The organism is Ruegeria sp. CK3 (genome assembly GCF_056536565.1).
The window spans coordinates 123,477-148,855 of the sequence record NZ_JBQFPV010000010.1; the positions used below are offsets into that span (position 1 = coordinate 123,477).

The 25,379-nt window shown below is 59.6% G+C and carries 20 protein-coding genes; 15 read left to right on the plus strand and 5 right to left on the minus strand.

Annotated features, from left to right (window positions below):
• The first annotated feature begins 60 nt into the window (after positions 1 to 60).
• The 4 genes from ACR0C3_RS16465 to ACR0C3_RS16480 all read left to right on the plus strand — a co-directional run bounded on the left by ACR0C3_RS16465 (position 61) and on the right by ACR0C3_RS16480 (position 5,544).
• Positions 61 to 1,305 carry a sarcosine oxidase subunit beta family protein gene (locus tag ACR0C3_RS16465; protein ID WP_170666423.1) on the plus strand — a complete coding sequence of 415 codons (1,245 nt, stop codon included), beginning with the start codon at positions 61 to 63 and terminating at the stop codon, positions 1,303 to 1,305.
• 277 nt (positions 1,306 to 1,582) lie between these two features.
• A complete protein-coding gene (locus ACR0C3_RS16470) occupies positions 1,583 to 1,912 on the plus strand; it encodes a sarcosine oxidase subunit delta (RefSeq protein ID WP_480759490.1) in 330 nt (109 codons plus the stop codon).
• A 43-nt stretch (positions 1,913 to 1,955) separates the two neighbouring features.
• On the plus strand, positions 1,956 to 4,985 hold the full coding sequence (locus ACR0C3_RS16475) for a sarcosine oxidase subunit alpha family protein (RefSeq protein WP_480759491.1): 3,030 nt from the start codon (positions 1,956 to 1,958) through the stop codon (positions 4,983 to 4,985).
• On the plus strand, positions 4,978 to 5,544 hold the full coding sequence (locus ACR0C3_RS16480; RefSeq protein ID WP_480759493.1) for a sarcosine oxidase subunit gamma: 567 nt from the start codon (positions 4,978 to 4,980) through the stop codon (positions 5,542 to 5,544). Before ACR0C3_RS16475 ends, ACR0C3_RS16480 begins: the two co-directional genes overlap by 8 nt.
• Positions 5,545 to 5,653: 109 nt before the next feature.
• Here the strand turns inward: ACR0C3_RS16480 and ACR0C3_RS16485 are convergent, their stop codons facing one another.
• The gene (locus tag ACR0C3_RS16485; RefSeq protein ID WP_480759494.1) at positions 5,654 to 6,415 is read right to left on the minus strand and encodes an FkbM family methyltransferase; all 762 of its coding nucleotides are present in this window, start codon (positions 6,413 to 6,415) and stop codon (positions 5,654 to 5,656) included.
• A 100-nt stretch (positions 6,416 to 6,515) separates the two neighbouring features.
• On the opposite strand from ACR0C3_RS16485, the gene ACR0C3_RS16490 reads away from it, so the two are divergent.
• The 3 genes from ACR0C3_RS16490 to ACR0C3_RS16500 all read left to right on the plus strand — a co-directional run bounded on the left by ACR0C3_RS16490 (position 6,516) and on the right by ACR0C3_RS16500 (position 8,780).
• Positions 6,516 to 7,115, plus strand: coding sequence for a superoxide dismutase (locus tag ACR0C3_RS16490; RefSeq protein ID WP_480759495.1), 600 nt, complete (start codon positions 6,516 to 6,518; stop codon positions 7,113 to 7,115).
• Between the two features lie 185 nt (positions 7,116 to 7,300).
• The gene (locus ACR0C3_RS16495) at positions 7,301 to 8,086 is read left to right on the plus strand and encodes an ABC transporter permease subunit (protein ID WP_480759497.1); all 786 of its coding nucleotides are present in this window, start codon (positions 7,301 to 7,303) and stop codon (positions 8,084 to 8,086) included.
• A gap of 235 nt (positions 8,087 to 8,321) precedes the next feature.
• The gene (locus tag ACR0C3_RS16500) at positions 8,322 to 8,780 is read left to right on the plus strand and encodes a baeRF12 domain-containing protein (RefSeq protein ID WP_170639532.1); all 459 of its coding nucleotides are present in this window, start codon (positions 8,322 to 8,324) and stop codon (positions 8,778 to 8,780) included.
• 36 nt (positions 8,781 to 8,816) lie between these two features.
• On the opposite strand, the gene ACR0C3_RS16505 is transcribed toward ACR0C3_RS16500, so the two are convergent.
• The gene (locus ACR0C3_RS16505; protein ID WP_170721725.1) at positions 8,817 to 9,356 is read right to left on the minus strand and encodes a TIGR00730 family Rossman fold protein; all 540 of its coding nucleotides are present in this window, start codon (positions 9,354 to 9,356) and stop codon (positions 8,817 to 8,819) included.
• Between the two features lie 126 nt (positions 9,357 to 9,482).
• On the opposite strand from ACR0C3_RS16505, the gene ACR0C3_RS16510 reads away from it, so the two are divergent.
• The 3 genes from ACR0C3_RS16510 to ACR0C3_RS16520 all read left to right on the plus strand — a co-directional run bounded on the left by ACR0C3_RS16510 (position 9,483) and on the right by ACR0C3_RS16520 (position 13,272).
• Entirely contained in the window at positions 9,483 to 10,967 is a 1,485-nt protein-coding gene (locus ACR0C3_RS16510; RefSeq protein ID WP_480759498.1) for a LysM peptidoglycan-binding domain-containing protein, read from the plus strand.
• 77 nt (positions 10,968 to 11,044) lie between these two features.
• Positions 11,045 to 12,850: an ABCB family ABC transporter ATP-binding protein/permease gene (locus ACR0C3_RS16515; protein ID WP_480759500.1), complete on the plus strand. Its 1,806-nt coding sequence runs from the start codon at positions 11,045 to 11,047 to the stop codon at positions 12,848 to 12,850.
• 98 nt (positions 12,851 to 12,948) lie between these two features.
• Positions 12,949 to 13,272: a hypothetical protein gene (locus tag ACR0C3_RS16520; RefSeq protein ID WP_480759501.1), complete on the plus strand. Its 324-nt coding sequence runs from the start codon at positions 12,949 to 12,951 to the stop codon at positions 13,270 to 13,272.
• Positions 13,273 to 13,325: 53 nt separating this feature from the next.
• Here ACR0C3_RS16520 and ACR0C3_RS16525 read toward each other — a convergent pair whose 3' ends face one another.
• Both ACR0C3_RS16525 and ACR0C3_RS16530 read right to left on the minus strand, forming a co-directional pair.
• Complete coding sequence (locus ACR0C3_RS16525; RefSeq protein ID WP_480759502.1) at positions 13,326 to 17,117, minus strand: efflux RND transporter permease subunit; 3,792 nt, start codon at positions 17,115 to 17,117, stop codon at positions 13,326 to 13,328.
• On the minus strand, positions 17,114 to 18,346 hold the full coding sequence (locus tag ACR0C3_RS16530) for an efflux RND transporter periplasmic adaptor subunit (RefSeq protein ID WP_480759504.1): 1,233 nt from the start codon (positions 18,344 to 18,346) through the stop codon (positions 17,114 to 17,116). Before ACR0C3_RS16530 ends, ACR0C3_RS16525 begins: the two co-directional genes overlap by 4 nt.
• Before the next feature lie 224 nt (positions 18,347 to 18,570).
• On the opposite strand from ACR0C3_RS16530, the gene ACR0C3_RS16535 reads away from it, so the two are divergent.
• From ACR0C3_RS16535 to ACR0C3_RS16555, 5 genes are all read left to right on the plus strand, one after another.
• Positions 18,571 to 19,242, plus strand: coding sequence for a hypothetical protein (locus ACR0C3_RS16535; RefSeq protein WP_480759505.1), 672 nt, complete (start codon positions 18,571 to 18,573; stop codon positions 19,240 to 19,242).
• Between the two features lie 42 nt (positions 19,243 to 19,284).
• Positions 19,285 to 20,607 carry a PQQ-like beta-propeller repeat protein gene (locus ACR0C3_RS16540; RefSeq protein ID WP_419739937.1) on the plus strand — a complete coding sequence of 441 codons (1,323 nt, stop codon included), beginning with the start codon at positions 19,285 to 19,287 and terminating at the stop codon, positions 20,605 to 20,607.
• A 48-nt stretch (positions 20,608 to 20,655) separates the two neighbouring features.
• Complete coding sequence (der, locus tag ACR0C3_RS16545; RefSeq protein ID WP_480759507.1) at positions 20,656 to 22,119, plus strand: ribosome biogenesis GTPase Der; 1,464 nt, start codon at positions 20,656 to 20,658, stop codon at positions 22,117 to 22,119.
• 162 nt (positions 22,120 to 22,281) lie between these two features.
• Positions 22,282 to 23,271: a fatty acid desaturase gene (locus ACR0C3_RS16550; protein ID WP_480759509.1), complete on the plus strand. Its 990-nt coding sequence runs from the start codon at positions 22,282 to 22,284 to the stop codon at positions 23,269 to 23,271.
• 72 nt (positions 23,272 to 23,343) lie between these two features.
• The gene (locus tag ACR0C3_RS16555) at positions 23,344 to 23,970 is read left to right on the plus strand and encodes a helix-hairpin-helix domain-containing protein (RefSeq protein ID WP_480759510.1); all 627 of its coding nucleotides are present in this window, start codon (positions 23,344 to 23,346) and stop codon (positions 23,968 to 23,970) included.
• A 60-nt stretch (positions 23,971 to 24,030) separates the two neighbouring features.
• Here the strand turns inward: ACR0C3_RS16555 and serS are convergent, their stop codons facing one another.
• Positions 24,031 to 25,323: a serine--tRNA ligase gene (serS, locus tag ACR0C3_RS16560; protein WP_480759512.1), complete on the minus strand. Its 1,293-nt coding sequence runs from the start codon at positions 25,321 to 25,323 to the stop codon at positions 24,031 to 24,033.
• Positions 25,324 to 25,379: the final 56 nt, after the last annotated feature.

Here is a 25,379-nt window from a genome sequence, read left to right on the forward strand (position 1 = left end):
TGGATATACCCGGTCGACGCGGCATACCTGCGCCAATCACCGAACCGGATGGATTCGCTTATGAAACACTATTCAGCCTTTGCTGTCGCGCGCGAAGCGTTGCGCTATCACACCGGATGGGAGCGCGCATGGCGCTCGCCTGAACCGAAGAAAAAATACGACGTCATCATCGTCGGTGCCGGGGGGCATGGTCTGGCGACCGCCTATTACCTGGGGAAGAACTACGGCATCCAGAATGTCGCTATCATTGAAAAAGGATGGCTGGGCGGCGGAAACACGGGCCGGAACACGACCATCATCCGGTCGAACTACCTGCAGGATCCTTCGGCGGCGCTCTATGAAAAGGCGCGGGGTCTCTATGAGGACCTGAGCCAGGACCTGAACTACAACATCATGTTCAGCCCGCGCGGTGTGATCATGCTGGCGCAGACACAGCACGAAATTCGCGGCTATCAGCGCACGGCGCATGCCAACGCGCTGCAGGGCGTTCAGACCGAGTGGATCGGGCCCGAACGCGTGAAAGAGCTGGTGCCGATAATCAATCTGGACGGTCCGCGCTATCCGGTTCTGGGCGGCCTTTGGCAGGAACGCGGCGGCACTGCGCGTCACGATGCGGTGGCGTGGGGCTATGCACGCGCCTGTTCGGCCATGGGCATGGACATCATTCAGAAATGCGAAGTCACCGGCGTGCGCTCGGACAATGGTCGCGTTGTTGGCGTTGATACAACCAAGGGCGCGATCGACTGCGACAAGCTGGGGATCGTCGTTGCGGGCCATTCCGGACAGCTAGCCGAAATGGCGGGCTTCCGCTTGCCGCTGGAAGCCGTTGCGCTGCAAGCCCTGGTGTCCGAGCCGATCAAACCCTGCATGGACGTTGTCGTGATGGCCAACACCGTGCACGGATACATGTCGCAGTCCGACAAGGGCGAGATGGTGATCGGCGGCGGTACTGACGGGTTCAACAACTTCACCCAGCGCGGCAGCTTCCATCACATCGAGGAAACCGTCCGCGCATTGGTCGAGACCTTCCCGATGATCTCGCGCCTGAAAATGCTGCGCCAGTGGGGTGGGATTGTGGATATGACCGGTGACCGGTCTCCGATCCTGTCGAAAACACCGCTTCAGGGCTGTTTCATCAACGCAGGTTGGGGCACCGGTGGCTTCAAGGCCATTCCGGGCTCGGGCTGGGGTATGGCTCAGCTGATGGCCACAGGTCATTCACCGCTGACCGAAGCCTTCTCGATGGATCGCTTCAAAGAGGGTCGCTTCATCGACGAAAGCGTCGCCGCCGGGGTGGCGCACTGATGGTTAGACCGGAAACATGCTTTCGGTTGGGGTTAACGATCATGCCCGTTGTCACCCATTGCACCGTTTCGGATTGCCTCCGCTCGGTCGTACCCGCTGCCGGGCGAATGCGGCGTATGAGTTTGTTCCAATGGCTTTTTGTGAGTTTGTCTTCTCAAAAAAAGCCAGCAGCCTGCGACGAATACAAAAATCGCAATGGTGAGCGTAAGAATTGGTCCAATATCCATACTGAGCATTTGGGCCTGTGGTTGCAACATTTCAAGCGAGGAGTGGCACGATGCTGATCCTGAATTGCCCCTATTGCGGCGTCGATGCCGAAGAAACTGAACTGGCCGCTGGCGGCGAAGCGCATCTGAAGCGCTTTGGTCCCGGCTCGTCGGATGATGAATTCCACGACTACCTGTTCATGCGTGAAAACCCTAAAGGTGTTCATTTCGAACGTTGGCGGCACGCAAATGGTTGTGGCAAGTGGTTCCACGCGGCGCGCTGCACCAACACGCTTGAGGTGTTCGGCACATATCCGGCCCAGACCGCCGAGCCACCGCAAGAGATCAAGGACGCGATCACAGCCAAGCGTCCCGGCTGGACGTGGAGAGAGTTTAAATGATCCGCCCAGCCATCCGAAATTCCGCCTGCGAAAGGTCCGCAACATGAGCACCCGTCTCGCAAATCAAGGCCGGCTGATTGACCGGTCGAAACAGGTTACCTTTACCTTCAACGGCACCTCGATGCAGGGCTATGAAGGTGACACGCTTGCCTCTGCCCTGCTGGCCAATGACCAGATGATGATGGGCCGGTCGTTCAAGTATCACCGTCCGCGTGGCGTCGTTGCCAGTGGCGCGGAAGAGCCGAACGCTCTGGTCGGTTTGGGCGAAGGCAACCGGTTTGAACCGAACCAGCGCGCCACCACGACCGAGCTGTTCAACGGTCTGACATCCGTGTCGCAGAACCACTGGCCGAACCTCGAGTTCGACATCGGGTCGATCAACACCCATCTGTCGCGCTTCCTGCCGGCGGGCTTCTACTACAAGATGTTCATCCATCCGAAGCCATTCTGGAAACACGTCTACGAGCCGTTCATCCGTCAGTCCGCCGGTTTGGGCAAAGCACCCGACAAGGACAACCGTGACGCAGACACCTATGAGCATTTCTACCACTTCACCGATGTACTGGTGATCGGTGGCGGTGTTGCCGGTCTGCAGGCGGCTAAGGCGGCGGCTCAGTCCGGTGCCAAGGTCATGCTGATCGAGCAGACCGCGCATTGGGGTGGTCGTGCTCCGGTTGATGGCGGTACGATCGACGGTGAGCCTGTGGATAAGTTCGTGGAACAATTAGTTTCTGAACTCGAAACAATGGACAACGTCATCCTGCGCAATCGCTGCATGGCGGCAGGGGTCTATGACCACGGTTACGTGCTGGGTTACGAGCGCCTGACGGACCACACTCCTGGCGTACAAGGCCCGCGTCATCGCCTGTGGCGCATCCGTGCCAAACAGGTCGTGACAGCAACCGGCGCGATTGAGCGTCCGCTGTCTTTCGCGGGCAACGATGTTCCGGGCGTGATGCTGGCCTCGGCCATGCGGGACTACGTGGTGAACTGGGGCGTGACCCCCGGCGACCGCGTGATCGTTGCAACCAACAACGACGACGCCTACCGCACCGCGATTGCCCTTAAGAAAGCCGGTGTGGATGTTCTGCGCGTGGTCGATGCGCGCGCAAGCGCCGGACCTCTGGCAGAAGAGGCGCGTCAGCTGGGCATCCGTGTCGATCCCGGCAAGGCCATCGCCAAGGTCAAGGGCGGCAAGCGTGTCAAGAAAGTTGCGCTGTGCAACCAGGAAGGCATCGGTGGTGCTCGGGAAGAGGTTGAATGCGATGCAGTAGCCATGTCGGGCGGCTGGTCTCCGGTTGTTCACATGTGGTCGCATTGCGGCGGCAAGCTGATCTGGGATGAGGCGAATGCCCATTTCCGCCCCGACCCCGAGCGTCCTCCGCTGGGCGCAGACGGCGAGGGTTTCGTGATCGCCGCGGGTTCGTCTAACGGTCCGCTGGCTCTCGGAGACGTTCTGACTGACGCGGATGCCGCAGGTAAAGCAGCAGCGAAGGCGGCCGGTTACAAGGCAAAACGCACCAAAGCTCCGACGGGCGAAACCACGGCCGAGGCTCCGATGGCCGCTGTCTGGCTGATGCCTGCGAATGCGGACATCCAGCTGCGCATGAAGTCGTGGCTGGACTTCCAGAACGACGTGAAGGTCTCGGACGTTCAGCTGGCTGCGCGCGAAGGTTATGAAAGCGTCGAACACACCAAGCGTTACACCACGCTGGGTATGGCAACCGATCAGGGTAAGTTGAGCAACATCAACGGCTTGGCGATCCTTGCCGATGCGTTGGATTCGGAAATTCCGAAGGTCGGCACCACCACGTTCCGTCCGCCCTATACGCCTATCTCGCTGGCGTCGATTGGTGGTGAAGCACGTGGTGAGGTGTTCCAGCCGATCCGTCAAACGCCGATGCACAACTGGCACGACCAGAACGGTGCAGACTGGGAGCCGGTCGGCCATTGGCGCCGGACCTATGCCTATGTCCGTCCCGGTGAATCAGTGCATGACGCGGTGAATCGTGAGGTGAAGAACACCCGCGAAAACCTCGGCCTGCTGGATGCGTCGACACTGGGGAAACTGATCGTCAAAGGACCCGATGCGGGCAAGTTCCTGGACATGATGTACACCAACATGATGTCCACGCTGAAGGTCGGGAAATGCCGCTACGGCCTGATGTGTTCAGAGAACGGCTTCCTGATCGACGACGGTGTTGTCGCGCGGATCGACGAAGATACATGGCTGTGCCACACCACCACCGGCGGGGCCGAGCGTATCCATGGGCACATGGAAGAATGGTTGCAGACCGAGTGGTGGGACTGGAAAGTCTATGTCGCCAACGTCACCGAGCAATACGCTCAGGTCGCCGTAGTCGGCCCCAACGCCCGCAAGGTGCTGGAGAAGCTGAATGCTCAAGCCGGTGGCGGTATGGACGTTTCGAAAGAGGCGCTGCCCTTCATGGAGTGGCGTGACGGTAAGATCGGCGCGTTCGACGCGCGGGCCTACCGCATCTCGTTCTCGGGTGAGCTGTCCTATGAGATCGCGGTCCCTGCAAGCCAGGGTCAAGCGTTCTGGGACGCTCTGATCGACGCGGGCAAAGAGTTCGGCGTGATGCCTTACGGCACCGAATGTCTGCACATCCTGCGGGCCGAGAAGGGCTTTATCATGATCGGCGATGAGACCGACGGCACCGTGATCCCGCAGGATCTGGGGCTGCATTGGGCGCTGTCCAAGAAGAAAGAGGATTACCTCGGCAAACGCGCCCATTCGCGGACCCATATGGCCGATTCAGAGCGTTGGAAACTGGTCGGTCTGGAGACTGTGGATGGATCGGTTCTGCCGGACGGTGCCTATGCGGTCGGCGAGGGCGTCAATGCCAACGGTCAGCGCAACATGATCGGGCGTGTGACCTCGACCTATTACTCGTCCAATCTGGACAAAGGCATCGCGATGGGTCTGATCAAGCACGGTCCTGACCGCATGGGCGAGATTGTCGAGTTCCCGGGAACCGATGGCAAAACCTACAAAGCCAAGATCGTCGATCCGATCTTCTACGACAAGGACGGGGAGAAGCAGAATGTCTGAACCCATCAGTGCACTGAACCACGCCAGCTATGACGGTATCGCCAAAGTAGCCGAGGTCGGCCTGCAGGGCATGATCACCCTGCGCGGCGATCTGTCCGACAAGGTGCTGGCCAAGGCTGTCAAGGATGCAACCGGGCAAAAAATGCCCGGCCAGCGTGAGGCTCTGGTCGATGGCGATACCGGCGTGTGCTGGATGTCCACCGATGAGCTGCTGGTGCTTGTGCCCTATGCCGAGGTTGAGGCCAAACTGGCCGAGATGGCCAACGCGCTTGGCGGTACGCATGCGCTGGCCGTCAATGTCTCGGACGCCCGTGCGGTGTTCTCAGTCACGGGCAGCAACGCGCGTGAAGTTCTGGGCAAGGTTGCTCCGGTCGATCTGTCACCTGCGGCTTTCCAACCCGGCCAAATTCGCCGTTCGCGTCTAGCTCAGGTGGCTGGTGCATTCTGGATGGACGACGACGAGACCCTGCGCATCGTCTGCTTCCGTTCGGCGGCTGACTATGTGTTCAAACTGCTCAAGGTTGCGGCGCAGCCGGGCAGTGAGGTCGGGGTTTACTAACGAACCGACGACTGATGTCAAAAAAGGCTCCGGTTTTGGCCGGAGCCTTTTGCGTTCCGACCTTGGGAATACCAGTTAAGAGTGATCGGAGGCCCGAACGGCGCCCACTTCAATCATGTAAAAGGATCGTTTGAAAGCGGCTGAGCGCCGCGGGTTCCAACAGCGCCTGTACCGTCACCGGCTGTCCGTTTTCGTCGCACAGATGGTTGTAGAACCTTAGGCTTTCTAGCAGGCTTTCCATACGGGAACGTCGGTTCGCCTCTTCCAAAAGTGGCGCATGCAGGGACAGAAACAAAGCGGGACGTTTCTGTTTCAGCCAGTCCAGTAACGTAGGCAGGACAAAGAACTCGGCCCCTTCGATATCCATTTTCACCAGCGAGACGCGGCTTAAATCCTGGGCGGCCTGGAACTGATCCCATGCGATTGTCAAAGCATCCGTTCCATGCGCCGCGTCATGCAAAAGGGAACTGGTGGAATCGCCTGGCTCTCCTCGGGTTGAGGCCATGCGGGCCACTCCGAACTGATCCGACAGAGCGACCCCAAAGGCCGAGACATTGCGGATATTGTTCAGGTCCAGGTTCCAGGCCAGATGGCGAAACGCGGTCGGATCGGGCTCAAAGCAATACACATGGCGGGCTTTGCGCGCTCCATAGAGGACTGTCGGCCCTATCCATGCGCCAATATCCAGATAGTCGTCTTCCGGGGACAGGAACTGATCGAGAACGGCGAAGGTCTCAGGCTCCCAATCTCCGGCCGAGGCTTTGCGCCAAAATTTGGAATGGTAGGGATCCAGCCGGAACGCCTGACCATTCAGGTTCCCAGCATAGTATCCGCGGGCGCGGTAAAACATCTTGCGCGCCTGTGTCAGCATCGCGGACCTCCGGGTTTTATTGTCTCGCCCCTTGACCTGCGGCGGTTGCCAAAGCATTTAACCCTTAGGAACCGCAACTTTTATTTTACAGGGGGCCGACATGGCTTTTGAACTTCCTGATCTTCCTTATGCACATGACGCGCTGGCAGCCAAGGGCATGTCCGCCGAAACGCTGGAATATCACCACGACCTGCACCACAAAGCCTATGTCGACAACGGCAACAAGCTGATAGCTGGCACCGAGTGGGACGGCAAGTCGCTGGAAGAGATCATCGTAGGTACCTACGACGCAAATGCCGTCGCCCAGAACGGTATCTTCAACAACATCAGCCAGCTGTGGAACCACAACCAGTTCTGGGAGATGATGGGCCCCGGCGAAAGCGCGATGCCTGGCGGGCTTGAAAAAGCGCTGACCGAAAGCTTCGGCTCGGTTGACGAGTTCAAGTCGCAGTTCAGCGCGGCTGGCGCTGGTCAGTTCGGCTCGGGCTGGGCATGGCTGGTCAAAAACGCTGACGGCTCGCTGGCCGTGACCAAAACCGAAAACGGCGTGAACCCGCTGTGCTTTGGTCAGACCGCTCTGCTGGGTTGCGACGTGTGGGAGCATTCCTACTACATCGACTTCCGCAACAAGCGTCCGGCTTACCTGTCGAACTTCCTCGACAACCTGGTGAACTGGGAAAACGTCGCATCGCGCATGTGATCTGAGAGTCCCGTTTGGGCACAAGGGCCTGCTGGCGGAGACGCTGGCAGGCCTTTTTCATTGGCATAGTTTTTATGTGGCGCGGTTGGTTAATCCGCGCAGCAAACCTTGCGGGACCGCCTCAACCGTGACAGTCCTGCTGTAACCAACTGGCAAACCGCCATTTTGACGATTGGACCTCAAGCTTGCGTGGAAACCATCTCCTCGATCACGCGATTCTTCTGGCGGGCGTTGCCTTGATGTGCGGGCCGGTCTGCCTGCTGCTTTGGCAGTTGCTCACGGCCCTTGATCTGCCCGAGCTCTGGGCCTTGGTTCAGCGGGTCTGGCGTGGTGGCCTCAGCAGCGCAGGCATTGGGGCAGGGGCGATGATGTGGAATTCGCTAGTGCTCGCCCTTGGCGTTGCCATCTTGAAAAGCGTGATGTCGATGATGGCCGCCTATGCGTTGGTGTTCTTTCGATTGCCTTGCAGCGGGTTGATCTACGGCGTGATCCTGATCGCGATGTTCTTTCCGATCGAGACCCGGATCTTGCCGACCTTCGCCGTCGCCAGTGATCTTGGGCTGCTCAATTCCTACGCCGGGATGATCCTGCCGATCACGGCCAGCGGTCTGGGCGTGCTGGTCTTCCGTCAATACATGCGGCAGATCCCAAATGAAGTGATGGAGGCCGCCCAGATGGATGGCGCCGGACCGCTGCGTGTGCTGGTCGATATCATTGTCCCACTGTCTCTGCCGATGATCGCGGCTGTATTCGCGATCCTGTTTGTGCTGGGGTGGAACCAGTATGTCTGGCCGATCATGATCACCACCACCAGTCAGGACCATGACACCTTGGTGCGCGGCATGGCCTATTCGGGCTTTGGTGGAACGGCGGGTATGGTTCTGGCGCTTTTGGCGCTGCTGCCTCCGGCTGTGGTGGTGATTGGGCTGCAGCGATGGCTGATGCGGGGTCTGACCGCAGGCATCCACTAGGTCCGCAATCTACTCGAACATGAAGCGCAGGTGAAAACTTGCCGATACGTCAAGTTTCGGTATGAGACGGGATTGTACCCGGTCCGCCAGTACTTAAGTAAATACAGCGGAGGGAGAGAACCGCACCCATTTGGAAGCGCAGGCAAACACCGCGCCAGAACGCTCTGGCCGCGAAGCAAAGAACTTGTGCCCAATAGAGGAGGGATAGCCATGGAAACCACTACGGGAGAGCATAATGGCTGCACTTGAACAGGGAACCTGGGTTGTTATCGCGGATGGGGAAAAGGCGCTGTTCGTCGAGAACATCACCGATGCCGAAGACCCCAATCTGGTTGTTGTTTCGGTTGAGGAGCAAGAGGCCCAAGACCGCCCCACTGACCGGGCTGGGCGTCGGTCTGATCCGGGACCGAACCAGAAATCGGCGGTTGAGGAGCCAGATTGGAAATCCCATGCGAAATCGCTGTTCGTGCAAGACCTCGCTAATCTTCTGAACCGCAAAGGGCTGAAAGGCAAATTCCAAAGGCTTGTTCTGGTGGCTAGCCCACATGTCCTGGGTTTGCTGCGGCGCAGGCTGCATAGTGAGGTGCTGGCCAAAGTCGTGGCCGAGGTGGATAAAACCCTGACCAACCACCCGCTTCACAAGGTCGAACAGGTGCTGAAACAGCGCCTTCGCCCTGCGCCACGTTTAGCGTGAATGAAAACGGGCGGCTTCGGCCGCCCACAAATCTGCCTACCGCAAAGCGGCGATGGCCGCGTCCGCATCCTCGACCCACGTTACGAAACTTGACAGAGACTGATCGGCAAAGCCCTGTTCGATCACCTGTTCCAAAAGGTCGCAGAGCTTATCCCAATATCCCCCCACATTCACCACCACAATTGGCTTATCATGCAGGCCCAACTGCCGCCAAGTCAGGGCCTCGAACAACTCATCCAGTGATCCCGGCCCTCCAGGCAGCACCACGACGGCGTCCGCATTCATGATCATTACTTTCTTGCGCTCGTGCATCGTCTCGGTGATCACGTAATGCGTCAGGTCGCTTTTGCCTACTTCGCGCTGGACCAGATGCACCGGGATAACGCCGAAGGTCTCGCCACCGGCAGATTGCGTGGCGCGCGCAACTTCCCCCATCAGACCCACATCTCCGGCCCCGTAAACCAACCGCCAGCCTTCCTGCGCCAGCGCGGTTCCCAACTGCTTGGCGGCTTCAGAATAGGCGGGATTTGTGCCATTGCGTGACCCGCAATACACACAGACGGATTTCTGGGACATGACAGGTGCGCTCCGGGCTTGTTTCAGACGTTTTGACCCCTGATAGCGAGATTGATAGGTTGGCTCAACTGTCCGCCGGAACACGAGTCACTCACATCAGTTTCGCGGCGGAATGAAAGGGAAAGAATGAACGGCACATCGGGAAGCGGAAGCTCGGGCAGCTTCATCTGGGGGCTGCTTGTTGGCCTTGTGGCAATACTTGCGGCCGGTGGTCTGTATTTGTCGGGTATGTTTTCAAGCGGCTCGGAACCTGTTCAGGAACAGGTTGAGGTTGCAGAGGAAACCCCTGCGCAGGAGGTTGCACCGGAAGAAGAGGCCTCGCAGGAGCCCGCACCCGAGCCAGAGGTGGCTATCGCCGAAGCCGAGGCTGAGGAACCCGTGGCCGAAGACCCCGAAGCCCAGCCCGAAGAGGTCGCGGTTGAGGCCGCTCCCACGACTCCTCCGGCTTTGGACCAGATTTTCGTGTCGCCGGATGGCAGCGCGTTGCTTTCGGGTGAGGCCGAGCCGGGCAGTGATGTTGACGTGGTGCTGAACGGCGAGGTCGTGCATCAGTTTTCGGTCGATGAGACGGGCCAGTTCGCCGAATTCGTTGCGGTCCCGTTCAGTGATGATCCGCGCGGCCTTGCTCTGCAATCAACGGATGGGGATGAAACCGTTCGATCCGACGACTATCTGATCGCAGCCCTGCCAGAGCCCGCCCCCGAAGAGCCAGCGCCTACGGCCGAGGAGGCGCCCTCGGAACCGGAAGTTGCTGAAGACCCCCAGCCTGAGGCGGAAGATACGACTGTGGCAGCCGTTGACCCCGAGCAGCCGACGGAAATCGCAGACGCGGGTGCAGAAGCCTCGGACGCCAGTACGGAAACTGCGCAGGCGGGTACGGAAGCTGCGGAGGCGGATACGGACACCGCAGACGCGGGCACAGAAGCCGAGGACACCGTTACAAAAACTGCAGATGCCAGTGCCGAAACCCAGAACACTGCAGCGGATACAGAAGAGGCCGTTGTTGACGCTGAGTCGACCGCGGAAGAAGCAACTGAAACTCCTGCTGAAAACCAACAGGTTGCCATCCTGCGTTCAGGCGAGGATGGGGTAGAGCTGGTGCAATCCCCGTCCGAAGAGAACTCCGCGCCCGAGCAGGTTGAGCTGGACACAATCGGCTATTCAGACACCGGCGATGTGCAACTGACAGGCCGTCTCAACGAAGGATCGGCTGTACGGATATACCTCAACAACCGTCTGGTGGCGGATGTGACTCCACAAGAGGATGGCAATTGGCGGGGCGACCTCGAGGGAATCGACCCCGGCGTCTACACCCTGCGAGTGGACGAGGTGCATTCCGACGGCACAGTCCTGAGCCGGGTTGAAACGCCTTTCAAACGTGAACCCGTCGAGGTGTTGCAGGCGGCCGAGGCGCAGACCTCGGAGCAACCGCAGGAAACCCCTGCGCCGATCCGTTCGGTAACGGTTCAAGCGGGCGACACCCTGTGGGCCATCTCGCGTGAGCGGTTCGGAGACGGCGTGCTATACGTTCGCCTGTTCGACGCCAACCGAGAGCTGATCCGCGACCCGGACCTGATCTTCCCGGGGCAGGTGTTCACCATTCCTGAATAAGCTCAGGCTCTGGCCTTTCTCGGGCCGGAGCCCATATTGCACTTCACACTAGGCAGGTAATACGACGTATGCCCCCCATGACATCGGACGAATTGGCCGGAATTGACGAGCGCCGCTCTGGCTGGCGGACGATCCGCAAGGTTGCGCCCTATATGTGGCCTGATGATGAGCCATGGGTGAAGCGCCGTGTTGTGATTGCCATGGCGATGCTGGTGTTGGCCAAGCTGATCGCCGTCTATACGCCGATCCTGTACAAGGGCGCGGTGGACGGTCTGGCGGGCGAGGGCGTGCCCCCGCTGGCCCTTGGCGCGGTGGGGCTGACCGTGGCCTATGGTGTCGCCCGGATGATGACCGTTGGTTTTCAGCAATTGCGCGATGCAGCCTTTGCCCCCGTTGGCCAACGGGCCTTGCGAGCGCTCGCGTTGGAGACTTTTCAGCATATCCACCAACTGTCCATGCGCTATCACGTTGGACGCCGGACCGGCGGCCTCAGCCGGATTATCGAGCGCGGGGTCAAGGGCGTCGAGTTCCTTCTTCGGTTCCTGCTGTTTTCCATCGGGCCGCTGATCTTGGAGCTGCTGCTTGTCGCGATCATTCTGATGTGGCTGTTCGATGTCTGGTATCTAGTCGTCGTGGCTGTCACCATCGCGCTTTACATCTGGTTTACCTTTGCCGTCACCGAATGGCGCGTGAAGCTGCGCCGCGAGATGAATGATCAGGATACCGAAGCGAACCAGCGCGCCATCGACAGCCTGCTGAATTTCGAAACCGTCAAGTATTTCAACGCCGAACAGCGCGAAGCGAACCGCTATGACATGTCGATGAAGGCCTATGCCGGGGCGGCTTTGAAAACCGCCTATTCGCTGGCCTTCCTGAATTTCGGGCAGTCCTTCCTGATAACCTGCGGCCTCATCGGAGTGATGGTCCTGGCGGCAATCGGGGTTCAGAACGGCACGCTTACGGTTGGCGATTTCGTCATGGTGAATGCCTACATGATCCAGATCACCGTGCCGCTGAACTTTCTGGGCACCGTGTATCGCGAGATTCGGCAGGCGCTGGTCGATATGGGCCAGATGTTCGACCTTTTGGAACAACCTGCGGAGGTGAAAGACAAGCCGGACGCTCCGGACCTGAAGGTCAATGGTGGCGAGGTGACCCTGCAGAATGTGCGCTTTGGTTATGATCCGGAGCGCGAGATCCTCAAAGGGGTGTCGCTGTCGGTGCCTGCAGGGCAGACCGTCGCCATTGTCGGCGCGACGGGGTCCGGGAAATCCACCATCGGGCGGTTGTTGTTCCGGTTTTACGACGTGACCGGCGGGGCGTTGAAAATCGATGGCCAGGACGTGCGGGATGTGGCTCAGACCAGCCTTCACGCGGCCATCGGCGTTGTGCCGCAGGACACGGTGTTGTTCAACGACACCATCCGCTACAACATTGCCTATGGCCGCGACGGCGCAACGCAAGCCGATGTGGAAGAGGCCGCGCGCGCAGCACAAATCCATGATTTCATCGCCTCTCTACCCGAAGGATATGACACCAAGGTGGGTGAGCGTGGGCTCAAGCTGTCAGGCGGAGAAAAGCAGCGTGTGGGCATCGCGCGGACGCTGCTCAAGAACCCGCCCATTCTGCTCCTGGATGAGGCGACCTCGGCCCTCGACACCGATACTGAGCAGGAGATCAAGGATGCTCTTGCCCGTGCGGGTGAAGGGCGGACCGTGATCACCATCGCGCACCGTCTGAGCACGATTGCCGAGGCCGACCAGATAGTGGTTCTGGAAAGCGGTGAGATCATCGAGCAGGGCACTCATGATTCGTTGTTGGCGCGCGAAGGTCGCTACGCCCAATTGTGGAGCCGCCAGCAGGCCGACACGCAGGCTGCCTGAGATTTTCTGTTTGACGCGACTCGTCCACTGGTTGAAACCACAGCTAGCGCAGTATCGCGTTAGGCTTGGTTTTACCATCGAACAGGAAAGAGCAAAGAATGAAGAAAGTCGTCACCTCCTTGATACTCGGTTTGACACTCGCAGCATCTGCCGCGTCAGCCGAAGATCTGGAGTTTCTGCTGGTCAATGAAACCAGCGCGGATCTGGTCGAGTTCAATGTCTCCCCCGCGTCATCCGGCAGTTGGGAGGGGAACCTTCTGCAGGGTGGATACCTCGCCCCAGACTATGAGATCGATGTATTGATCGCGGATGGGCTTGTGACCTGCGTCTATGATATTCGCGGCGTGTTTGATGACGGCAGCGCGGTTGAGGACTACGACCTGGACCTGTGCGATCTGGGCGAATACGCGTTCTCGGAATAGAAAGACGTTTGAAGAAACAAAAATGGCGGGCCATCGGCTCGCCATTTTTTTGTTTATTCAGCTGCTTTTAGCGGTGACCCGGGCGGGATGGTCGGGTGATCCTCTTCCGTCCCTGTAGCCTGCTCGGGCCGAGGCGCAGGCTGTTCGTCCCAGACGATCTCGGTCGCTTGAGCGGCCCGAGCGCTTTGGCCGATAGCCATGTCCTTCGCGATCTGGCTGGACCGGCCTGCTGTGACCCTCGCCAGAAGTTTGCCCAGCCAGATGGCATAGGTTGTCACCCAGACCCGCAGGGCCAGCATCGATGGCGTCACGATCAGGGTCAGCACGGTGGCGATGCCGAGGCCAAAGACCACAGCGGTTGCCAGCTGTTTCCACCACAGTGCTGTGGGGCTGTCGATCGTGTAGCCACCATTGATGAAGTCCAGCGACAGGCCAAACATCATCGGCGTCAGACCGGCCATAGTGGTCAGCGTTGTCAGCAGAACCGGGCGAATCCGAGCCTCAGCCGTGCGCACGATCGCGTCGATCCGCGGCATGTAGCGGCTGTACTCCTGATAGGTGTCGATCAGAACGATGTTGTTGTTCACAACGATCCCTGCCAGAGCGACGATCCCCGTACCGGTCATGATGATCGAGAAGGGTTGCTCCATCACCAGCATTCCGATCAGAACGCCGGTTGTGGAAAGTACAACTGCCAGCAAAACCAGAACCGAGTTGTAGAAGCTGTTGAACTGCGCCAGCAGGATCACGAACATCAGCCCGAGGGCCGCCAGAAACGCGCTGGACAGGAAGGCCTGGCTTTCGGCCTGTTCCTCTTGATCACCGGTCCATTCCCACGTGATCGAAGGGTCGAATGGGTTAGTGTTCAGCCATTCGGTCAGGACGGCGATACGTTCGTTGGGATTGATCGGCGCGATGCTTGCCTCACCATTTTCAACGGCGGTGCGCAGCTCCTCGGTCGTCTCGGCCTCGGTCAGTTGCACCAGATCGTACTGCTTGCCATTGGGCGCTGTGATCGCAGCTGAGGACGGCTCAGCCCCATCCGCAACCGCGCGCAGAACGGCCAATCGCTTTTCGCCACCGTCTGGTCCAGCGACCACTGCTTTGCTCAGGCCAGCTTCGACATCGGCTTTGACGTCATAATAGCGTTCCTGATCAACACGGTTGATTTCGGCCAGTTTGGCGACCGGCTGACGGGTGACGAAGTTGGAAAGAGGCACAAGGCCGTCCGCCGTGCGCACCTTCAATGTATCAAGCGTTGACAGGACACGATCTTCTTCGGGTAGGCGGACACGGATCTCGATCTCTTCATCCGTAGTGTCGGGGCGCATTTCGCCCAGAAGAATACCGCGCGTGACCAGCTGCACCATGGCCCCAACAGTGGCCACATCGGCGCCAAATCGGCCTGCTTTGGCGACGTCAACGTCGATCTGCCAGTCGATTCCAGGCAGGGGCAGGGTGTCTTCTATCTTGATCAGGCCGGGGGTCGTGTCGAAAACCTCTCGGGCGGCGACAGTAGCAGCAGTCAGCGGCTCCCACGCGTCACCCTTCATCCGCAGATGAACGGGTTTGGCCGAGGCTGGGCCTTGCTCCAGCGCCAAAATCTCGACCTCGAAACCGGGCAACTCGGCCAGTTGGGTGTTCAGTTCTTCCAGGACATAGTCGCCATCATATTCGGGGGCGATGAAATGCCGGTCAAACAGCCCACCCAGAATGGGCTCCGAGACGTTGGGACGGTCTTCCCATGGGATGATTTCGAACTGGACGCGTCCAACCGTGTCTGCCGGGTCTTGCGCGCCGCCATTGTTCTGCGTTAGCCCGCCTTCGCCCGCAAACGAGAAGACGTTGATCACGGCCGGATGCGCGGCAATCACCTGTTCGGCGGCCAGCACCATGGCGTCTTTTTCCATCAACGAAAGGTTGCCCCGCGCGCGGACGTAAGCCGTGGCCTGTTCCGGCTCGCTTTCGACGAAGAACTCGACGCCTCGGTTGTTTTCGCCGAATACCGAAATCACCGTCATCACAGCCATGATAACGGCAGCGATCGAGACGATCGGCATTACCGGATTGCCCACGAGGAACTTGATGACATAGCCGAAGGGCGTGTGTTCCTTGGCCGTGTGAACCTTGGTATCGGGTTTGCGCTCGATCCGGGCCGCGCCTAGCGTGACCGACCCGGCGAAAGCTCCGAGGATCATCAGAACGGCCCCGAGGAGAGAGCTGCCTCCCTCGACCAGATAAGAGGGGTTCAGCACCTGCATCGCGCCGAGGAAGACCAGATAGAAGGACGGGGGGACCAGAACGGCGCGCAGCCACCAAGGCGTGCGACCGCGCAACCAGTCAGAGGCACGGTCGAAGATGCGGCTCAAACGGCCCGAGACACCGCCCATAACCGGCAGGTAGATCAGCGCCACGATCAGCGAGGCCGAGAGAACAAAAATCAGCGTGACCGGAAGCATGCCCATGAACTCACCCGGAATACCGGGCCAGAACAGCATCGGCAGGAAGGCGCAGAGGGTCGTGGCCGTGGAGGAGACGATGGGCCAGAACATGCGCTGCGCCGCCTCGACATAGGCATGCATCGGGCCGACGCCCTCTTTGATGCGCTTGTCGGCATATTCGACCACAACGATCGCGCCATCCACCAGCATACCAACGGCCAGGATCAGACCGAACATAACGATGTTCGAAATGCTGACCCCCATGACCGCGAGAAAGGCAAAGCACAGTAGGAACGAGGTCGGAATCGCAAAGCCCACCAAAAGCGCCGCCCGCGATCCCAGCGAGGCCAGAACCACGATCATCACCAGCGCAATCGCCGTCAGGACCGAGCCTTCCAACTGGCTGACCATGGACCCAACGATCCGGCTTTGGTCGTTCGAGGTGCCCACATCCACCGCCGCCTGCAATTCAGCGGGCCATTTGGTTTGCGCTTCAGCGATAGTCGCTTTGACCTGCTCGACCGTGTCGATCAGGTTGAAGCCTTTGCGCTTGACAACCTGCAAAGCGACGGTCGGCACGTTGTCGAACCGGGCCGTGCCTTCGCGGTCCTCAAACGTGTAGTTGATTTCGGCCAATTCACCCAGAGTGACGACCCGGTCGCCGTTGACCTTGATGGGCAAGCCATACACGTCCTGCGCGGTTTTGAAGGACGAGGGGATTTTGACCGAAAAGGCCCCTTGCGCGCTGTCCACTTCGCCCGCCGCAATCAACTGGTTGTTGTTTTGCACAACCGTAATCAGCTCATTGGCAGTGACGTTGTACGCCTCAAGGCGCAGAGGGTCGATGATGACCTCAAGCAGCTCATCCCGGTTGCCAGCGATCCCAGCCTCAAGCACGGAGTCCAGCGCTTCGATGTCGTCCTGCAGGTCCTTGGCGATACGCGCCATGGTTCGTTCGGGCACCGCGCCGGTCAGGTTGACGATGACGATGGGGAATTCGGAGAAGTTAAGCTCGCTCAGCGAATATTGCTCGGCACCGTCCGGGAACTCGGCCTGTGCACTGTTCATCGCATCGCGGACATCGGCGGTGATCGCTGTCTTGTCCCAGCCGAATTCGAACTCAAGGAACAGGCCTGCATAGCCCTCGGCTGCGGTGGCGGTCATCTCTTTGAGACCGTCCAGGTCTGCCAGCTCGGTCTCCATCGGCTTGACCAGCAGGTTCTCGGAATCCTCGGCTGAGATTCCGGGGAAGACGACCGATACGAACAGGGCAGGGACCTCTATATCCGGCTCGCCCTCTTTCGGCAGGTTGACATAGGCGAACCCGCCGATGACCAGCGAGATCAGGATGAAGGCCAGAACCATGCGGGCCCGGTCAGCGGCCCAGCTGACGATACCCGTCATTGCGTGACCTCCTGATAGGTCGGGTTCACGGTGACGCCTTTGACGACGAACTCCTGCCCGACCACAATGATGTCCGTGGTTTCAGGCAGACCGTCGATCCAAACGCCCTCTGCCGTATCGCGCAACACACGGACCGGCATGAAATCGACCACATCGCCCGCGCCGACCGTGCGCACGCCCAACTGCCCTTCGTTGCTGAGGGTCAGGGCTGATTGCGGCAGCAGATGCGCCTTAGCCCCTTCGGCCGAGATACGGATTGTCGCTGTCTGGCCATCGCGAATAGTCAGGTCTTCATTCGGTACGGTGATCTCGACCTCAAAGGTGCGGGTCGTCTCATCTGCCGAACGGCTGAGGAAGGTTACGCGGCCTTCGACCTGACGACCGGTGACCAGTTGGGCCGAGGCCAGCGCCCCGACCTGAACGCGGTTAACTTCGGTCTCGGGCACGAAGCCAACAAGCTTGATCGGGTCCAGCTGGATGATCGTGGCGCAGAGCGTCCCGGGTTGCATCAGGCTGCCCAATTCGGCGGTGTCGCTTTCCAGCAGGCCCTGAAACGGGGCCTCGATCGTCAGCCGATCCATTTCACGTTGGGCAGCTTCAACCTCGGCAGCGGCGGATTCGATTCCGGCGCGGGTGGCTTCCAACCCGGCTTCAGCCGATTTGATACCTGCCTCGGCGCTGCTCATCGCGGCCTCGGAGGAGACGCGGCGGGTTTCTGAGCCAAAGCCCGTCTCTGACAGTTTGCGGGCGGCTTTCAGGTTGATGTCGGCCTCGGCCACAAGGGCATGTGCTTCTTCCAGACGCGCCTCGGCCTCCGGGATACGGCTTTCGGCCTCAAGCTTGCCTGCCTTCGCTTCCGCCAGACTTGCGGGGCGGGTGCCGGGATCAAGCTCACACAGCAAATCGCCCGCCTCAACAAAGGCACCGCGGCGCATAGGTTCTGAGATTACGGTCGAGGTCGTCTCGGCCAGCACTTCGACCTGACGGTTGGCTTTTGTCTGGCCACGCAACAGGACGGCGCTGTCAATCTCGCGCGCGACCGAGCGCAGGGCGACTACGCGCACAGCATTTTCATTGGCCAGCGAGACCACCGCCTCTTCAGTCTCAGATGGGGCGCTTTCCTCGACGTCACCTCGGCCTGCAAAGGCGAACAGCGCGTCACGCTCAAAAACAAGGAAATACAGCGCGACAATCACCAAGGCGGCATTGATGAATGAAATCAGACGCATAAAGCTGGTCTCCTTAAAAAATTTGCCGGCTTAGGCCGGGGTAGTATAGTGAAAGATGGGCGTCGGCTTGTGTATTTTCTACGCTAAACTGATTAGTTCGGTTTATTTTTTTTGGCAAGGGCACACGCAGTCAGCGGAATTGTGCATAATCCGGCCCTTGGCTTGGCCGTGGCGCCGGGGTATGACATGGCCCACCAAGACAGGATTACAGCTCGGGGGCAGGTATGAGCGATACCGACAGTTTCATTGATGAGGTCACGGAAGAGGTGCGCCGCGACCGGCTGTATCTGCTTTTGCGGCGTTGGGGCTGGGTCGGTGTTGTTGCCGTCGTGCTGATCGTCGGTGGGGCCGCCTTCAACGAATACCGCAAGGCGCGGGACACGTCGCAGGCTCAGAAGCTGGGCGATGACATTCTGGCCGCGCTGGCGGAAAACGATACGGCCGCACGCGTCGCTGGCCTCGAGCAGGTGGACGTGTTGACGCCGGGTGGTGAGGCTGTGCGCAACATGCTTCTGTCCGCCTCACAGCTCGATGCTGATTCCCGGCAGGACGCGGTCGACAGTCTGAATGCTGTGGCCGTTCAGGGCGATCTGCCCGAGATTTACCGCGCCGTTGCCAGCTTCAAGGCGCTGCTGCTTCAATCCGATACGATGCCCGCAGCAGACCGTCGGCAACACTTCGAGGCTTTGGCCGCACCCGGCGCTCCGCTGCGCCTTCTGGCCCAAGAGCAACTGGCCCTGATCGACATCGCCGAGGGTGATACAGATGCCGCGCTGGAGCGTCTGCAGGCATTGCGTCAGGACGCAGAGGTCAGCGTGGATTTGCAACAACGCGCGGCGCAATTGATTGTTGCACTGGGCGCTGAGCCCGAGCCATTGGTCGCTCAGCAGGGCTGATCGGGCGGAACACAGGTTAATGACAGGCGAGTTCGGATTAAAATGGTAACAAGACTTTTCTCTCGCGTGGGACTGCCGATTGCGGCACTGGCCCTGACCGCTCTGGCCGCTTGTGAAGAACCCGAACAGATCTTGCCCGGCGAGCGTGAGGATATCCGACCTGCCTCAGACCTTGAAACGGTTGCCAAAAGCGGCTCGCAACCCATTAGCCTGCCATCGCAGAGCGCAAATGCAAGCTGGCCCCAAAGCCCCGGAACGCCCGCCTTCCGGACGTCAAATGCTTCGCTGCGTGCGACACCTCAACGTATTTGGTCGGCCTCGATTGGGGATGGCGATTCACGCAAACAACGAATTACGGCCGACCCAGTTGTCGCGGGGGGGCTGGTCTACACGCTTGATGCGGGGGCGACGGTTTCGGCGGTTACACCGCAGGGACAAGTCGCCTGGAGCACTAATCTGATTCCAGCAACCGACGGAGACGCGGATGCCACGGGCGGTGGTATGGCCTATTCGGGGGGCGTTCTCTATGTCTCCTCGGGTTTTGGCCGTCTGACGGCGTTGGATGCAAAGACCGGTGCGATCCGATGGCAGAAACGCCTGAACGCAACCGGCAGTGGCGCGCCTTTGGTGAGTAACGGACTGCTATATCTCGTCGCTGGAGATGAAACCGGTTGGACCGTTGACACCAAGGATGGCCGCATTCAATGGCAGATTGAGGGTACCCCTAGCGTCGGCAACGTTCTGGGCGCACCTGCGCCGGTTGTGACCTCGGACCTAGCTGTCTTTGCCTTTGGTTCAGGTGATATCGCCGCGACGTTCAAGCGGGGCGGGATTAGCCGGTGGAATGCCTCGGTTGCGGGTGGCCGCCGTGGACGCGCGACTGCGCGGATCGTCGACGTGACCGGTAGCCCAATGGTAGTGGGCGACACCATCTTCATCGGTAACCACTCTGGCCGTACCGTTGCGTTTGACGCGGGAACCGGTGAGCGCCGCTGGACTGCAGATGAAGGCGCGGTCGATACTGTCTGGCCCGCAGGCAACAGCATCTTCCTGATCAGCGACCGCAGCCAGCTGGTGCGTTTGAACAGCGCCGATGGTTCGGTGATTTGGGCACAGGACCTACCGGGCTTTGTAAAGGACAAGCCAAACCGTCGCGGTCCGATCGTGGCCCATTATGGCCCGATCCTGGCCGGAGGGCGCATTGTGATTGCTTCGAATGACGGGTTCCTGCGGTTCTTCAACCCGGTGAACGGGGCGCTTGTGCATCAGGTCGAAGTTCCCGGAGGCGCGACCACCGCGCCTGTCGTCGCCGGACAAACACTGTATGTCGTGTCGACCAAAGGTGATCTACACGCTTTCCGTTGACCAAAAGATGCGCTAAAGGGCGCGTCTGAGTCTTGAAAGTTGAGTATCATGTCGCTGACCCTCGCCATCGTGGGCCGCCCGAACGTGGGCAAATCCACACTGTTCAACCGCCTTGTGGGCAAACGTCTGGCCTTGGTCGACGACCAGCCCGGCGTGACGCGCGACCTGCGCGAGGGTGAAGGGCGGCTGGGCGATCTGCGGTTTACCGTGATCGACACGGCCGGCCTAGAGGACGCGACCGACGACAGCCTTCAGGGCCGCATGCGCCGCCTGACCGAGCGCGCAGTGGATATGGCAGATGTCTGCCTCTTCATGATCGACGCGCGCACCGGTCTGACCCCGACCGACGAGATGTTTGCCGAGATCCTGCGTAAACGCTCCAAACACGTAATTTTAGCTGCCAACAAGGCCGAAGGGTCGGCTGCTGATGCCGGTGTTCTTGAAGCCTATAACCTTGGCCTTGGCGAACCAGTGCGCCTTTCCGGCGAGCATGGCGAGGGGATGACCGACCTTTACGCCCAGCTGATGCCTCTGGCAGATGCGGCTGAGGAAGAGGCCGAAGACGACGCCCCAGTGGTCGAAATCGAGCTGGATGAGGATGGAGAGGGCGAAACCCCTCTGATCACCGCAGCCAAACCATTGCAGGTCGCCGTCGTAGGTCGCCCAAACGCGGGTAAATCCACCCTGATTAATAAAATCATGGGTGAAGACCGCCTTCTGACCGGTCCCGAAGCCGGGATCACCCGTGATGCGATCAGTCTTCGGGTCGATTGGGCCGATCCGGATGGCGAAAGCACTCCAATGCGGATTTTCGATACTGCAGGGATGCGCAAAAAGGCCAAGGTCCAAGAGAAGCTGGAGAAGCTCTCAGTCTCGGACGGTCTGCGCGCGGTGAAATTCGCCGAAGTGGTCGTCGTCCTGCTGGATGCGGCCATTCCGTTTGAGCAGCAAGACCTGCGCATCGCCGATCTGGCCGAGCGGGAAGGCCGTGCGGTCGTTGTCGCGGTCAACAAATGGGACGTTGAGGAAAACAAGCAGGAGAAGCTGCGAGACCTCAAAGATTCCTTCGATCGGCTGCTGCCGCAACTGCGGGGCGCACCGCTGATCACTGTGTCGGCCAAAACGGGCCGGGGGTTGGAGCGTTTGCGCGCCGCCATCTTGCGTGCGCATGACATCTGGAACCGCCGGGTACCCACCGCCGCGCTGAACCGCTGGCTGACCGCCATGCTCGAGCAGCACCCGCCGCCAGCCCCGCAAGGCCGCCGCATCAAGCTGCGCTACATGACCCAGGCAAAAACGCGGCCGCCGGGCTTTGTCGTGATGTGCTCGCATCCCGACAAGATGCCGGCCAGCTATACTCGTTATCTGGTCAACGGCCTGCGTGAGGATTTTGACATGCCCGGCACGCCGATCCGCCTGACGTTGCGCGGGCAAGGTGACAAGAACCCTTACAAAGGGCGGCGCAAGAAAAACGCCGGTGCCTTGGCCAAACACCTCAAGGGACGCGCGTAACTGCGCCAATTTTCAGCGTTTTCAGCGCAAGGGCGTGACAGCGCCCTTTCTGCACGCTAGCATTCAGGAGCGTGCATTTGTTTCCTGTGCGCGGTCCGTCCTGCGGCGGGTCTGAATTCCTTTTGCTTCTCATTTAAACGGGCCATCGTGGGAGAGGGCTTGATGAATCTAAGAGACTATACGCGGCAATACGCGGTTCAGGACAACAGGCTTGCAGCCCTGAGCTATTTCGGAACCTTCGCCGTCTATTTTGCCTCGCTGGCCTTGGCGATTGTGAACGTGGACCATTGGTATGTCATGGTCCCAGCCGGGATCATCTTCGCCTTTTCCGCTGTGCGACTTTACGTGCTGCAACACGACTGCGGGCATCATTCCCTGTTCGAAACCCGGCAGCAGAATGAATGGGCGGGGCACGGCCTGTCGCCTGTCACCTTTGCTCCTTTTGAGGTGATGAAGCAGAACCACAATCTGCATCACGCAGGGATCGGCAACCTTGAGCATCGGGAGACTGGTGAAATCCACACCATGACCCTGCGGGAATGGAACGAGGCGGACTGGCTCAAACGTCTTGTCTATCGCCTGTACCGCAACCCGTTCATTCTGGTGCCGGTCGGTGCTTTGTTCACTTATTTCATTCGCTACCGGTGGCCCAAAAACACGGTGCGGTTTGGTGTAAAGGGCGTTGTTCTGCACAACCTCTCGATCGTCGTTTTTCTCGGGCTGCTTTACCTGATCGCCGGGACGACCGGTATTTTGGTCTGGCTTGTGTTTTCCTTGCTGGGTGGGATGCTGGGCGTATTCCTCGTCTATCTACAGCACAATTTCGAGGACACATATTGGGATCGTCGACCGGATCTGGATCCGCAAATCGCGGCTCTTCAGGGCTCGTCAGCGCTGGATTTCGGTTGGTGGTTCGACAACGCGGTGGCCTGTATCACCTTGCACGATATTCACCATTTCAACGCCCGTATCCCGTCCTACCGGTTGCGTGAATGCCACTATAACCTGCCGCCCGAATACACGCCGCGTCGGATCAAGTTCCCCGAAGCCGTGGCAGCGTTGAACCTGAAACTATGGGACGAAGACGCCAAACGGCTGGTGCCATTTCCGAAAAAAGGGCAGACTGCTGACTTGGCCCATGGATCGTCATAGGCGCAGCTCTGCTTGAAGAGCGTATATCCTGTGTATATACAGGTGACCAGGGAGACAGAGAAAGGACCCAGAATGACCGCATTGACCGAGATAAAAGGCGTTGGCGATACGCTCGCCAAAGGTTTGGCCGATAACGGTTTCAAGACCGCCGAAGCCGTTGCGAAAGCGAAACCGGACGATCTGGTCAAGGTCCCCCGCGTCGGTGCGGCGCGCGCAGCGGTCCTGATTGCCGCTGCAAAAGAGGCGACTGCTGCGAAACCGGCGGCTGCCAAACCAGCCCCTCGTCGCGCAGCCGCCCGGAAACCTGCTGCCCGCAAGCCCGCTACGCGTAAACCGGCGGCTCGACGTCCCGCTGCGCGCAAGACAGTTGCCGCCGCCGCTGCCGAGAAGCGCGCCGCCGAAGCTGCCCGCAAAGCCGCAGAGGAAAAAGCCGCTGCAGAAGCCGCAGAGGCGAAGGCCAAGAAGAAAGCCAAGGCAAAAGCCAAGGCTGAGAAAGCTGCGAAAAAGCGGGCCGATATGGAGGCCGCGTTCTCAAAGGCCAAGGACAAGGTTAAAGCAAAGTCCAAGAAGGGGAAGAAATCCAAGAAGGACGACAAGTCCAAAAAGGCCGACAAGAAGAAAGATGCTGGCAAAAAGGATGCCAAGAAGTCGGACAAAAAATCTGACAAGAAGAAGGATAAGAAAAAGGCGAAGAAGTAACCCTTCCTCGCCCTTTCAAGTGGTTCGAACCGGCACCGCGCAACGCGGATGCCGGTTTTCTTATGCAAGCGTACCGTCCAGTTGCAGGGTCAGCTTGCCGTTCAGATAGGGGGCAAGGACATCGGGCAGGCTGACCGTGCCGTCTGCGTTCTGACCATTTTCTAGCACGGCGATCAGGCAGCGACCCACCGCAAGGCCAGAGCCGTTCAGCGTGTGGACATATTCCGGCTTGCCGCCACCTTCGGGCCGGAAACGCGCATTCATGCGGCGGGCCTGAAAATCACCACAGGTCGAGACCGAGCTGATCTCGCGATAGGTGTCCTGACCGGGCAGCCATGCCTCGATATCAAAGGTACGGCGGGCGCCAAAGCCCATGTCTCCGGTACACAGGATCACGGTGCGGTAGGGCACACCCAGTTTTGCCAGAATGCCCTCGGCGCAGCGCACCATGCGTTTTTGTTCGTCATCCGAGGTCTCGGGATGGGTGATCGAGACCATCTCGACTTTTTCGAACTGGTGCTGACGCAGCATCCCCCGCGTGTCTTTTCCAGCCGAACCCGCCTCGGACCGGAAGCAGAGCGAATGCGCGGTATAACGGCGGGGCAGGTAGCTTTCCTCGATCATCGTGTCGTTGACGATGTTGGTCAGCGAAACCTCGGATGTCGGGATCAACCACCAGCCTTCGCGGGTCTGATAGCTGTCCTCGCCGAATTTCGGCAGCTGGCCGGTGCCTTGCATCATCTCGGACAGAACCAGAACCGGGCCGTTGACTTCGGTCAGACCGTTTTCGTTGATATGCGTGTCCAGCATGAACTGGGCCAGTGCACGGTGGATACGCGCGACGCCTCCGGACAACAACACAAAGCGCGAGCCAGAGAGCTTGGCGGCGGTTTCGAAATCCATACCGTTTTGAACGGCCTCGATCTCAAAATGCTCTTTCGGAGCAAAGTCCAGTTCGCGCGGGGTACCCCAACGGCTGACCTCGACATTGTCGTTCTCGTCGGCGCCTTCTGGCACATCCTCGGCGGGCAGGTTGGCAATACGGATCAGTTGGTCTGCCAGCAGAGCGTCCAGATCCTTGGCCTCGGTCTGCATCCGGGCGATTTCGGCCTTCTTTTCGGCGACCAGCGCGCGCAGGCGCTCAAATTCGGCCTCATCACCGCGGGCTTTGGCCGCGCCGACCTCTTTCGAAGCTTTGTTCTGTTCGGCCTGCGCGGTTTCTGCGGCCAGAATCTTGGCGCGGCGGCTTTCGTCCAGCCGCAGCAGGTCTGACGACACCGGCGCGTCCCCACGGCGCGCGAGTGCGGCGTCGAAAGCGGCTGGGTTTTCGCGAATGGCGCGGATGTCGTGCATAGTTCAGATCCTTGAATGCAGTGAATCACTGCGACTGCTTATGCACCATATATCTC